The 11,407-nt window shown below is 68.5% G+C and carries 13 protein-coding genes; 4 read left to right on the top strand and 9 right to left on the bottom strand.

What is annotated here, in order from left to right; all coding sequences use genetic code 11:
* From B2869_RS14765 to B2869_RS14750, 4 genes are all read right to left on the bottom strand, one after another.
* Positions 1 to 779 (bottom strand): dihydrodipicolinate synthase family protein (locus B2869_RS14765; RefSeq protein ID WP_292768134.1); only part of this gene is annotated, 779 nt, incomplete at its 3' end.
* Positions 776 to 2,431, bottom strand: coding sequence for a tripartite tricarboxylate transporter permease (locus tag B2869_RS14760; protein ID WP_292768131.1), 1,656 nt, complete (start codon positions 2,429 to 2,431; stop codon positions 776 to 778). The genes B2869_RS14760 and B2869_RS14765, both read right to left, overlap by 4 nt.
* Positions 2,428 to 2,985 carry a tripartite tricarboxylate transporter TctB family protein gene (locus tag B2869_RS14755; RefSeq protein ID WP_292768128.1) on the bottom strand — a complete coding sequence of 186 codons (558 nt, stop codon included), beginning with the start codon at positions 2,983 to 2,985 and terminating at the stop codon, positions 2,428 to 2,430. Before B2869_RS14755 ends, B2869_RS14760 begins: the two co-directional genes overlap by 4 nt.
* A gap of 91 nt (positions 2,986 to 3,076) precedes the next feature.
* On the bottom strand, positions 3,077 to 4,045 hold the full coding sequence (locus tag B2869_RS14750) for a tripartite tricarboxylate transporter substrate binding protein (protein ID WP_292768125.1): 969 nt from the start codon (positions 4,043 to 4,045) through the stop codon (positions 3,077 to 3,079).
* Positions 4,046 to 4,201: 156 nt separating this feature from the next.
* Here B2869_RS14750 and B2869_RS14745 point away from each other — a divergent pair, with 156 nt between their 5' ends.
* From B2869_RS14745 to B2869_RS14730, 4 genes are read left to right on the top strand one after another with little or no spacing between them, the layout of a single operon-like run.
* Positions 4,202 to 5,356 carry a PP2C family protein-serine/threonine phosphatase gene (locus B2869_RS14745; RefSeq protein ID WP_292768122.1) on the top strand — a complete coding sequence of 385 codons (1,155 nt, stop codon included), beginning with the start codon at positions 4,202 to 4,204 and terminating at the stop codon, positions 5,354 to 5,356.
* On the top strand, positions 5,353 to 7,317 hold the full coding sequence (locus B2869_RS14740) for a glycosyltransferase family 2 protein (protein ID WP_292768120.1): 1,965 nt from the start codon (positions 5,353 to 5,355) through the stop codon (positions 7,315 to 7,317). Before B2869_RS14745 ends, B2869_RS14740 begins: the two co-directional genes overlap by 4 nt.
* Positions 7,301 to 7,633 carry an STAS domain-containing protein gene (locus B2869_RS14735; RefSeq protein WP_021201693.1) on the top strand — a complete coding sequence of 111 codons (333 nt, stop codon included), beginning with the start codon at positions 7,301 to 7,303 and terminating at the stop codon, positions 7,631 to 7,633. Before B2869_RS14740 ends, B2869_RS14735 begins: the two co-directional genes overlap by 17 nt.
* Positions 7,623 to 8,057, top strand: coding sequence for an ATP-binding protein (locus B2869_RS14730; RefSeq protein ID WP_292768116.1), 435 nt, complete (start codon positions 7,623 to 7,625; stop codon positions 8,055 to 8,057). The genes B2869_RS14735 and B2869_RS14730 overlap by 11 nt, the downstream gene beginning before the upstream one ends.
* Positions 8,058 to 8,060: 3 nt before the next feature.
* Here B2869_RS14730 and B2869_RS14725 read toward each other — a convergent pair whose 3' ends face one another.
* The 5 genes from B2869_RS14725 to B2869_RS14705 all read right to left on the bottom strand — a co-directional run.
* On the bottom strand, positions 8,061 to 8,720 hold the full coding sequence (locus B2869_RS14725) for a GntR family transcriptional regulator (protein WP_021201691.1): 660 nt from the start codon (positions 8,718 to 8,720) through the stop codon (positions 8,061 to 8,063).
* A gap of 52 nt (positions 8,721 to 8,772) precedes the next feature.
* Positions 8,773 to 9,186, bottom strand: coding sequence for a heat shock protein transcriptional repressor HspR (locus B2869_RS14720; protein ID WP_167256169.1), 414 nt, complete (start codon positions 9,184 to 9,186; stop codon positions 8,773 to 8,775).
* 40 nt (positions 9,187 to 9,226) lie between these two features.
* Positions 9,227 to 10,210: a DnaJ C-terminal domain-containing protein gene (locus B2869_RS14715; protein WP_021201689.1), complete on the bottom strand. Its 984-nt coding sequence runs from the start codon at positions 10,208 to 10,210 to the stop codon at positions 9,227 to 9,229.
* A gap of 7 nt (positions 10,211 to 10,217) precedes the next feature.
* A complete protein-coding gene (locus tag B2869_RS14710) occupies positions 10,218 to 10,874 on the bottom strand; it encodes a nucleotide exchange factor GrpE (RefSeq protein ID WP_021201688.1) in 657 nt (218 codons plus the stop codon).
* 2 nt (positions 10,875 to 10,876) lie between these two features.
* On the bottom strand, positions 10,877 to 11,407 hold a 531-nt coding region (locus B2869_RS14705; protein WP_292768107.1), incomplete at its 5' end, for an Hsp70 family protein.

Here is an 11,407-nt window from a genome sequence, read left to right as displayed (position 1 = left end):
TCGAGGACGCGGTACGCCTCTTTCATGCGGGCCATGTCGCCACCGATGAGCGCGACCACATCGTCGACCGCGGCCTGCGCAGCGACGATGGCCGCCGCGTCCCCGGACCGCCCGGCGTCGGCGAGGGCGCGGAACGGCTTCGGCGTGACGGACGATACCCCGGATACGACGCCCTGCGCCCCCACCTCGACGGCCGCGATCAGGTCGCGGTCGGCGCCGGTGTAGAGGTCGAAGTCGGCGGGCACGACGGCACGGTAGGCGGCGATGTCGTCGAGGGAGAGTTCGCTGATCTTGGCGCCCACGACGTTGGGCAGTCGTGCGAGACGCGCGAGGAGCTCCGGCGACACCGGGTTGCCGCTGCGGGCCGGGTAGATGTACACGTACAGCCGCCCGTCCCCGACGGCCTCCGACACCGCGCGGTAGTACTCGAAGATCGCGTCGTCCGTGGCCTGCAGGTAGTACGGCGTCAGCGCGGCGAACTCGGTCGCGCCCAGTCGGCGGGCGATACGGGTCAGCCGCACGGCCTCGAAGGTGCTGGGGCGACCGACGTGCACGACCACGCGCATGCGCTCCTGCAGCTCGGCCAACGCCGCTTCCACGATGGCCGCGAACTCGTCGGCGTCCACGGCGGGGAACTCGCCCGTCGTGCCGAGCACGAAAGCTCCCTCGTTCCCCGAGTCGGCGACGAACCGGAAGATCGCACGCGAGCCCTCGATGTCGAGGGTGCCGTCGCGGTGGAACGCGGTGGGCACGGCGGTCAGGATGTCATAGCGGGTCACTTCTCGGTCTCCTCGGAGTTCTTGCGGGTCTTGCGGGCACGACGCCCTGAGGTGTCGATGTTGCGGACGGTGGAGGTGAGCAGATCGGGCTGGGCTGCGAGCTCGTCGTGCGCCTTCTCGATCTGCTGGATGCTGTCGTCGTGCAGGATCGAGTCCGCGAGCGAGGCGCGCTCGGCACGGGGCCTCCGGGCGGCGCGGATGGCCGGCATCACGATCGAGAGCACGGCCAGGGCGAGCAGCACGAGCGCGATGGGGCTGACCACCTCGAAGAACGGACGCGTGGGGAGGATCGCCAGCGTGCGGGCGAGGTTCTCCTCGGCGAGCGGTCCGAGCAGGAGGCCGAGCACGACCGGACCGGCCGGCACCTGCATGCGCTTGAGCAGCACTCCGATCACACCGAAGACGAGCATCGTCACGACCGTCGAGAGGCTGTTCGAGGTGGCATAGGTGCCGATGATGCAGAAGATCAGGATGCCGCTCCACAGATACGGCTGCGGCACGTCGAGCAGCTTCACCATGCCCTTCATGCGCACCAGGCTGAGCGCGAGGGAGAGGATCGTCGCGATCAGCATGATGCCCACGATCGAGACGACCAGGTCGGGGCGGTTGGTGAAGAGCGTGGGACCGGGGGTGATGCCCCAGATGATCATCGAGCCGATCATCACGGCCATCACCGAGTCGCCGGGGATGCCGAGGGCCATGGTCGTCGTGAGGGAGCCGCCGAGGGTGGCGCTGGAGGCGGTGTCGGAGGCGGCGACACCCTCGATCGATCCCTTGCCGAACATCTCGGGGTGCTTCGACGCCTTGCGTGCCCGCTCCCATCCGATGAGTCCGGCGATGTCCCCACCGGCCGCGGGGATGAGCCCGACGCCGAGTCCGACAGCGCCGCCGACCGCGGTCGCGCGCCCGCTCTGCTTCAGCTCGGCACGGTTCGGCCACCAGCGGCCGAGACTCGAGATCGGGCGCACGGCCGACTTCCGATGCGTGAGCAACTGGTCGAACAGCTCGGCGATGCCGAAGAGTCCGATGATCACGGCGATGAAGTTGACGCCCTCGACGAGTTCGAGCATCCCGAAGGTGAAGCGCTGGTCGGCGGTGGCCGCGTACGTGCCGACGCTGCCGAGCATGAGGCCGAAGAGTCCGGCGAGGATGCCCTTGAGCATCGACTTCGACGAGATGCCGATCATGATCGCGATGCCGAAGACCACGAGCGCGAACAGCTCGGGCGACTTGAAGTAGTCGCGGGCGAAGCTGGCGATCGGCACGGCCGCGACCGCGAACAGCACGAGCGAGGCGAGGATGCCGACCGCCGAGACGATCGCCGAGACGGTGAGCGCGAGACCCGCCCTGCCCTGCTTCGCCATCGGATACCCGTCGAGGGTGGTGGCGATGGACGCGGGCGTGCCCGGGGTGTTGATCAGGATGGACGGCACCCGGTCGCCGAAGTTCGCCGCGACGTAGATCGTCAGCAGCACGGCGAGTCCCTGCACGGGCTCGAGGGTCATCGTGAAGCCGGCGGCGAGGGCGACGGCCATGGTCGCGGTGATGCCGGGGAACGCTCCGACCATGAACCCGAGCACGAGGCCGACGAGCATGTAGAGCAGGATCGAGATGTCGAGGAGCGAGTTCAGCCCCTCCATGAGCGCGTTCACAGGGGGATCCTCAGGAGCATCCCGAACACGACGTAGACGAACGCCGTGACGGAGGCGGAGTAGATGACGAGGCTCAGCCAGCGGCGGTGGCCGTAGAGGAGCATGAGGGCGGCCATCAGCAGAGCGGCGGCGATCGGGAAGACCTCGATGCGGTAGCCGAACAGGATGACCGAACCCAGCGACCACAGCGCGATGAAGGCGCCGGTGATCGCGAGGGTGGCGATCACGCGCAGGTAGCCTCCTGGCTGGATGCGCTCGACGTCTTCACGGGTGGGGGCCGGACGGGTGATCGCGACCGCGAGCAGCGCGATGGCGATGACGACGCCGGTGACCCCGATGACGAGGGGCCAGAAGCGGGCGTCGATCTGCCCGGGGGCGGCCTCGCGGCGCAGCGGGATCTGCGTTGCGAGGAAGAGGTAGCCGGCGGTGAACCCGAGGGCGACGACCGCGAACACGATCTCGAGGGGACGCGAGGCTGAGGCGCCCTGGTATCCGTCGTCCGTGGCGGCGACGGAAGCGTGCGTTGCAGACCCGTCCGATGCAGAGGTCGACACGGTGCTCCTTTCCTGATCCGAGAAGTGAGGGTGGGTGCTGCGGGGGGCCGGTGATGAGCCCGGCCCCCGCAGCGTCGGCGACCCGGTCTTCTCAGCCCAGGAGGTCCTTGAAGAGGTCGAACTGCTCGTCGACGAAGGTGGTCCACTCGGCGGAGTCGCGGTACACGACCAGGTTTCCGGCGTCGGCCTGGAACTTCTGGTAGCTGTCGGACTCGACGGCTTCCTTCACGGCGGCTTCGAGCGCGGTCTTGACGTCGTCAGGGAGCCCCTTGGGTGCGTAGATGCCGCCCCAACCGCCGAAGATCACGTCTTCGCCGATGGCCTCTTCGACCGTCTCGACGTCTTCCGCGTCGGGGTGGCGCACGTCGTTCATGACAGCCAGGATGCGCACGGCCTCACCCTGCGCCAGGGCTTCGCCGAGGCCGGAGACGGCGGCGACGGTCTCACCCGATGCCGCTGCTGCGACGGCTGTCGCTCCGCCGTCGTACGGCACCGGGGTGAAGGCGGCGTCCGTCGCGTCGCCGAGCCCGATGGTGGCCGCCTCCCAGATGGAGCCGGCGCCGGAGTTGGCGACCGTCACGGCACTCGCCTTCGCCCGAGAGACCAGGTCTTCCAGGGTCTCGATCCCGCTGTTCGCGCCGACCGTGACCACACCGGGGGCGAGCATGATCTGGCCGAGCAGGTCGAAATCGTCCGGCAGCACGTTGGCGCTCTGGGTGGTGTTCAGCATCGCGATCTCGACGGGCGCGAATCCGATGACGTAGCCGTCGGGATCCTGCGCGCCCACGTACTCCATGGCCAGCGCTCCGGCGGCACCGGGCATGTTCTCCGGGATGACGCTGACGCCGAGGATCTTCTCCAGCTCCGTGGCGAGCGCGCGCGACGAGAGGTCGGATCCTCCACCGGGGTTGGCCTGGATGATGAGCCGGATGTCGTTCTCGGGGAAGGCGGATCCGGCTTCTTCGCCCTCTTCGACCTTGGTGCAGGCCGAGACGATGAGAGCGGTGGCTGCGAGGGCGGCGATCGCGGCGGCCGCCCGGGTGATGCGCTTGCGGGGCATCTTTGCTCCTCTACGTGGGTCGACCCTGTTGTCGACTCCCCGACCGTAGCAGTGTTGACTGTTAACAGTCACCACTGGCGGGTGCGTGAGTGGCGTCCCATCGGCCATGCGTTCCTTCTAGGATGGCCGAAGGCGACCGTAGGAGGGGCGGAGCACATGTTCGACGAGCGGCGGCGACAGGCAGCGCTCGAGGAACTGGGGATCCTTGACACACCACCGGACGAGCGCGTGGACCGGGTGGCACGGCTGGCGAAGGAGATGTTCGGCGTGCCGATGGTCAGCGTCTCGCTGATCGATCGTGATCGACAATGGCGCAAGGCGCAGATCGGGCTGGGCGGAGACGAAGCCCCCCGGCAGGACTCCTTCTGCGACTACACCGTGTCGCAGGACGCGACCGTGGTGGTCGAAGACGCCCTCATCACCGATGTCTTCGCCGACAACCCGTTCGTCACCGGGGACCCGCACCTGCGTTTCTATGCCGGCCACCCGCTGCACGCGCCCGGCGGCGAGCCTGTCGGCACCCTGTGCGTGCTCGACACCGAGCCCCACACCTTCACCGAAGCGCAGCGCGACCTGCTGCGCGACCTGGCGTTCTGGGTGCAGACCGAGCTCGCCCAGGACCAGGACATCGACCACGCGGCTGTTCTCCAGCGCGCGCTGCGACCACGCTCGAACCCCGAGCTCGACGGCTACACGATCGCTGCGGGCGCCGCGCCGCGCGGCATGCTCGCGGGCGATTACTACGACTTCTCGACGCACGGCGGGGCGCTGCGCATCACAGTGGCCGACGCGATGGGCAAGGGCACCGGCCCCGCACTCGTCGCCGCGACCGTGCGAGCGTCGTTGCGGACGGCCCCCGAGCGCTCGCTCGCCGTCTCCGTGGCCGATGTCGATCGTCTGCTCGAAGAGGACCTCGCCGACACGGCGATGTTCGTCACCGCCATGGTCGCCGAGCTGCGACCCGAGAGCGGCGATCTCGACGTGATCGACGCCGGGCACAACCTCGCCTTCGTGATCCGCGCCGACGGTTCCTGGACGCACCTGCGCTCCAAGAACCTGCCGCTCGGGATGGGCATGGGCGTCGTCGATGCCCGCGTGCCGATGACCACGCGGCTCGAACCCGGCGACACGTTCATCTGCTGCAGCGACGGGCTGCTGGATGTGCTCGACGACGACGATCCCTTCGCCCATGTGCAGCGCGTGCTCCGAGCGCTCGGCCCGGAGGGTGCGGTGCGCGAGGCGCTGCGACTCGCCGCCGACGATCGCGCGACGGACGACATCACCGTCGTGGTGGTGCGGAGGGACGCATGACGGCCCGGTTCGCGGCGATCCGCATCCTCGCCCTGCTCTCCGTGCTGCTCGGTGTCAACTACGTGGCATGGCGCTGGCTCGAATCGGTCAACTGGTCGGCGTGGTGGATCGCCGTGCCCCTCGTGATCGCCGAGACCTACAGCCTGATCGACACGTTCCTGTTCTGCCTCACGATGTGGCGCGCACGCGAGCGGCCGGCCCCCGTCTCGCCGCCGCAGGGGACAGTCGACGTGTTCATCACGACGTACGACGAACCGGTGGCTCTGGTGATGACGACCGCCCGCGCGGCGAAGAACATCGCCTACCCCCACTCGACCTGGATCCTCGACGACGGCTCGCGCCCCGAGTTGGAGGCCGAAGCCCGAGTGGCGGGGGTCGGCTACCTCACGCGCTCGGAGGAGTGGACGGGAAAGCCGCGGCATGCCAAGGCTGGCAACCTGAACAGCGCACTGTTCCAGACCGACGGCGAGTTCCTCCTCATCCTCGACGCCGATCAGGTTCCCGATCCACTGATCCTCCATCGCACGCTCGGCTACTTCGCGGACGACGAGGAGGTCGCCCTCGTGCAGACGCCGCAGTGGTTCGTGAACGTCGATGACGCCGATCCGCTGGGCAGCCAGGCGCCGCTGTTCTACGGTCCGATCCAGCAGGGCAAGGACGGATGGAACGCCGCCTTCTTCTGCGGCTCGAACGCCGTGCTGCGACGCGAAGCCCTGATGCGACGCGGGATCGTGGGGTATGTGCGCGACGTCACCGACTCGGCCTCCCGGGCACTCAAGGCCGCCGAGACCCTGATCGCGCGGGAAGCGCAGACCGCAGCGGATTCCGCCCTGGCGACGGAGCTGTCGGCGCTGCGCATCGCGATCAGCCGCGGACGGAAGGAACTCGCGGCCGGAGAATCGGTCGCCGATGTCGCCGCGCGGGTGCGCGAGTCGGTCGACCATGCCTCACGCATCCTCATCGCGCACGATATGGACGGCATCAGGGCTGACCTGGCGGAGATAGGCGCCCTTCCGCTGCAGCAGGACGCCGAGCTGGGCGCGGTGATCGTCGACGAGGCCGGCCTCGATGCCCTCGCCGCCTCCGACCTCTCCCCGGTCACCGCCGTCGCCGCTGTGCGGGGTCTGCTGGACGCGTTGCGGTTGGACCGTGGCGACGAGGCACAGCCCATCCTCCCCCTCGCGACGATCTCGGTCACCGAGGACATGGCCACGGCCATGCAGCTGCACGCCCTCGGCTGGAAGAGCGTGTACCACCACGAGATCCTGGCGCACGGTCTCGCTCCCGAAGACCTGCGCACGATGCTGACGCAGCGACTGCGCTGGGCGCAGGGCACTCTGCAGGTGATGCTGCGGGACAACCCGCTCGTCAAACGGGGCCTCTCGGCCGGACAGCGGTTGATGTACTTCTCCACGATGTGGACGTACCTGTCGGGATTCGCCGCCATCGTCTATCTCGTGGCCCCAGTCGTCTACCTGGTGTGGGGGGTGCTTCCGGTCACCGCCTGGTCGTTGGATTTCTTCGCCCGCTTCCTGCCGTACTTCCTCGTGAATCAGGCGCTGTTCCTCGTGGTCGCGAAGGGCGTGCGCACCTGGAGGGGGCAGCAGTACTCGCTCGCACTGTTCCCGGTATGGATCCGTGCCTGCTGGACGGCATTCGCCAACGTCGCACTCGGCCGCCCGCTTTCCTTCGCCGTCACGCGGAAGGACGGCCGCGACCCCCGCGGCATCCCCTGGGGGCAGATCTGGCCCCAGCTCACCGCGATGGCGATGCTCGCGATCGCCCTCATCATCGGCATCACCCGCGTGATCATCGGAACCGCCGACGGCACCGGCACGATCGTGAACACGGCTTGGGTGCTGTACGACCTGGTCGTGCTCAGCGTCATCATCCAGGCCGCCCGCTACCGCGGACCGGCCGCCCGCGCCCTCGAGAAGGAGTCGAATGAACGTCAGCACTGAGAACAGGGATGGCTATGCCGTGATCGCGATCACGGGGCGGCTGACCGCTTCGGGCGCGCCGCTGCTGCGAAACGCGGTGAGCGACCTCGTCACCGCAGGACAGCCCCGCATCGCGATCGATCTACGTGGCACGGAATTCGTGGATTCCTCCGGACTCGGCGCCCTCGTCGGAGGCCTCAAGAGCGCCCGGGTCGCAGGCGGAGACCTGCGGATCGCCGCCGTGCCCGACGCAGTGAAGACGGTCCTGCACCTCACCAACCTCGATCGCGTGCTTCGCGACTACCCCACGCCGGAATCGGCGTTCGATGGCAGCTGAACCGCCGGGCTTCCACATCGACGGGCGGGCAGAACTCGCCCTCGTCGACCGCGTCCTGGATGAGCTCGACCGGCTCTGGATACGCGCGCCCGGCGTCCCCGCCGAAGACCGCACCCTCTTCACGCTCGCGCTCAGCGAAGTCGCGACCAACATCGCACAGCACAGCCGGGGCATCGACGTGACGATGAGCGTGGATGTGCGCGCTTCCGACGGTGCGCTGCACGCTGAGGTCGTCGACTCGGCGGAACCGGCGACGATCGACTGGGACGGCGTCGTGATGCCCGAGCAGGCGAGCGAGAACGGACGCGGTCTCGCTCTGGCGCAGGCCGCTCTCGACGAGTTCAGCCATTCGGCGACAGCCCGCGGCAACACCTGGGAGCTGGTGCGTCGGCTGCAGGCGCATCCGAACGATCCGTCGATCTGACGGTCAGCGTCCGCCCACCTCGTGCAGCATGCGCTCGCGTGCACCGTCGAGGTGGGCGCTCAACACCTCGGCAGCAGCTTCCTGGGTACCGGTGCGCATGACCTCGAGCAGCTTCACATGATCGTCTGACGACTCATGGAGATCCTCGTCATGATTGATCGTGACCTCGAGCAGCGCCGTGAACGTCGGCAGGTACTGGTTCCACGCCCCCTCGAGGCGCGGGTGATCGGCGAGCGCGTAGATCTGCGAGTGGAACTCGAGGTCGGCGGTGACGAACGCCGCGTGGTCTCCGGCATCGGCGGCTTCGGCCATCCGCGCGACGGCGGCGGAGATGGCCTCCCAGCGCTCGTCGTCGTCGACGCGCATCGCTCGAGAGAGGGCGAGCTGTTCGAGAGCGCCCCGAAGGCTGTACAGCTGATCGACGTCGTCGCGGGTGAGTCCGACGATGTAGACCCCGCGCGGACGTTGCACCTCGACGAGCTTCTCGAAGCTCAGCTGCGTCAGGGCATCGCGCACCGGTCCCCGACTGACCGAGAACTCCTCGGCGAGCGCTTCTTCGGTGATGCGTGCGCCCGGGGCGAGTTCGCCGCGCACGATGCGCTGGCGAAGCACCCGCGCCACCTGGGCGCCGAGGGATTCTCCGCGCGTGACGGTCTGCGTCATGGTGACCTCCTGTTAACTGTTGACAGGATACACACCACCCATCGCGAGTGACCTAGGCGCTCCCGCGCGGGTCCCAGAGCACGACCTCGGTCGAGCGCCGAAGGCGGCGACCGGTCGGCATGGGCACGACGCCCGCGGACCCGGCGGCGAACACGCGCACGCCCGGACGGCTCTCGCGCTCGGTGCGCAGCGCGCTCTCGAGCACGGTGATGCGATTACGCAGCGCCCTGTTCTCGTCTTCCAGATCGAGCAGGCGAGCGATCGCGGGAAGGCTCACTCCTTCGGAGGAGAGCTGAGCGACCTCGCGCAACTGCTCGATGTTGCGTGTCGAGTAGCGGCGCGAGCCCCCCGAGGTGCGCCCGGGGACGACGAGGCCGATGCGGTCGTACTGCCGCAGGGTCTGCGGATGGAGGCCGGAGAGTTCTGCGGCGGCGGCGATCGCGAACACCGGGGTGTCGGCATTCATCATGAACGCCTCCGCCCCCGGTGTCCGCTTCGACGACCGGTCATCGCCGTGCCTTCGCCATCAGCTCGGCCCGCGGGTTCTCCGTGGGCTCGAGTTCCTGGAACTTCTCCAGCGCTTCGCGTGCGGCCTCATCGAGGTGCGTGGGCACCGCGACCTGAAGCTCGGCGAGCAGGTCGCCCGTGCCCTTCGAGGTGGTGACACCGCGGCCCTTGACCCGCAGCACCCGCCCGGAGGGGGTGCCGGGTGCGACGCGGAGTTTCACCACATCGCCGCCGAGGGTGGGCACCTCGATGGTCGCCCCGAGAGTGGCCTCGGTGAACGTCACCGGGACGACGACTCGCAGGTTGAGACCGTCGCGGGTGAAGACCGGATGCGGGCGCACCGCGATCTGCACCACGATGTCGCCGCTCTCTCCGCCATCGGGCGAGGGACGACCGCGGCCGCGCAGACGGATCTTCTGGCCGTCGGCGACACCCGCAGGGATCTTCACCTTGAACGGCTTGCCGTCTTCACCCTGCAGCGAGATGGTCTCGCCCTGCACGGCGGTGATGAAGTCGAGCGTGGTGCGGGCCGTGACGTCGGCACCGCGCTGCGGACCACCGAAGCCACGGTAACCGCCGCTCGGCTGACCGAAGCGACCGTTGCCGAAGCTCGCGCCCTGCCCCTGGTTGAACATCGCGAAGATGTCCTCGAAGTCGGCGGTCTGCCCGCGGCCCTGCTGTCCGAAACGGCTGAACACGTCTTCGAAGCCGCCTGCGCCCTGGCCGCCCGCCGTGAAGCGAGCGCCGGAGCCCATGGCGCGGATCTCGTCGTATTCCTTGCGCTGTTCGGCGTCGGAGAGCACCGAGTAGGCCTCGCTGATCTCCTTGAACTTCGCCTCGGCCTTGGCATCACCCTGATTGGAGTCCGGGTGATACTTGCGCGCGAGCTTGCGATACGTCTTCTTCAGGTCCGCATCGCTGACGTCCTTGGAGACCCCGAGGGTCTTGTAGAAGTCCTTGTCGAACCAATCCTGGCTGGCCATCGATCACCTACCCTTCCGGGACGGCGACGACGACCTTCGCGGGGCGCAGCTCGACATCACCGAGGCGGTAGCCCACCTCGACGACCTCCAGCACGGTGGTCTTCTCTGCGCCGGGAGTCGGCTGCTGGAAGATGGCCTCGTGACGCTGGGGGTCGAATTCCTCGCCCTTCTCGCCGTACGCGACCACTCCGAGACGCTCCACGACCAGCCGCACCTTGTCGGCGATCACGGCGAAGGGAGTCCCCTCCACGAGATCGCCGTGCTGGGCGGCGCGGTCGAGGTCGTCGAGCACGGGGATGAGACCCTTGGCGGCCTCGCCCTTCGCGCGCTCGCTCTCGACCTGGCGCTGCTCCTCGGTGCGGCGACGGTAGTTGGCGTACTCGGCCTGGAGGCGCTTGAGGTCGTTCAGCAGCGTGGATTCCAGGTCGGCGAGCACGGCGTCTTCCGCCGCGGCCTCGCCGGTCTGCGTGGCGCCGAGGATGTCGTCGACCGTGAGGTCGTCCGGCGCACCGTCGACGGGGGTCTCGTCCGACCCCTCGGCGGCTGCCGCTTCACGGGAGTCCTGGTGGTGCGGCGCGGGGCCGGATGCCTGAGCATCCGACCCCTCGCTGCGACCTTCGGCGGACTCAGGAAACTGGTTCTCGTCGAAGTTCTTATCCGTCATGATTACTTCTTCTCGTCCTCGTCGTCGACGACCTCGGCATCGATGACGTCCTCATCAGAGGAGGGAGCGTCACCGGCCGGGGCCTCGCCGTCAGCCGAAGCGCCGGCAGCGGCATCCGCCTGCGAGGAGGCGTAGATGGCCTCGCCGAGCTTGGACTGCGACTGGTTGAGCTTGTCGAACGCGGTCTTCACAGCCTCGTCGTCTTCGCCGGCCAGCGCCGTCTTGAGCGCGTCGACGTCGGCCTTGACCTCGGTCTTCACGTCTTCGGGCAGCTTGTCGTCGTTCTCGGTGATCAGCTTGTCGATCGAGTACGCGAGGGTCTCGGCCTGGTTGCGGACCTCGGCGGCCTCACGGCGCGCCTTGTCCTCCGCCGCGTGCTCCTCAGCCTCGCGCACCATGCGCTCGATGTCTTCCTTCGACAGCGACGAGCCGCCGGAGATGACGATCGACTTCTCGGTACCGGTGCCCTTGTCCTTGGCGGACACGTGCACGATGCCGTTGGCGTCGATGTCGAAGGTGACCTCGATCTGCGG

This window comes from Microbacterium sp. UBA3486, from assembly GCF_002377845.1.
In the GTDB taxonomy this organism is placed as follows: domain Bacteria; phylum Actinomycetota; class Actinomycetes; order Actinomycetales; family Microbacteriaceae; genus Microbacterium; species Microbacterium maritypicum_A.
This window is presented reverse-complemented; position numbering and strand designations above follow the sequence as displayed.

Coding starts and splice junctions, on each gene's coding strand:
- B2869_RS14750 (WP_292768125.1), bottom strand. CDS start 4,045: ATGCCCCGCAAGCGCATCACCCGGGCGGCCGCCGCGATCGCCGCCCTC.
- B2869_RS14745 (WP_292768122.1), top strand. CDS start 4,202: ATGTTCGACGAGCGGCGGCGACAGGCAGCGCTCGAGGAACTGGGGATC.
- B2869_RS14740 (WP_292768120.1), top strand. CDS start 5,353: ATGACGGCCCGGTTCGCGGCGATCCGCATCCTCGCCCTGCTCTCCGTG.
- B2869_RS14735 (WP_021201693.1), top strand. CDS start 7,301: ATGAACGTCAGCACTGAGAACAGGGATGGCTATGCCGTGATCGCGATC.
- B2869_RS14730 (WP_292768116.1), top strand. CDS start 7,623: ATGGCAGCTGAACCGCCGGGCTTCCACATCGACGGGCGGGCAGAACTC.
- B2869_RS14725 (WP_021201691.1), bottom strand. CDS start 8,720: ATGACGCAGACCGTCACGCGCGGAGAATCCCTCGGCGCCCAGGTGGCG.
- B2869_RS14720 (WP_167256169.1), bottom strand. CDS start 9,186: ATGAATGCCGACACCCCGGTGTTCGCGATCGCCGCCGCCGCAGAACTC.
- B2869_RS14715 (WP_021201689.1), bottom strand. CDS start 10,210: ATGGCCAGCCAGGATTGGTTCGACAAGGACTTCTACAAGACCCTCGGG.
- B2869_RS14710 (WP_021201688.1), bottom strand. CDS start 10,874: ATGACGGATAAGAACTTCGACGAGAACCAGTTTCCTGAGTCCGCCGAA.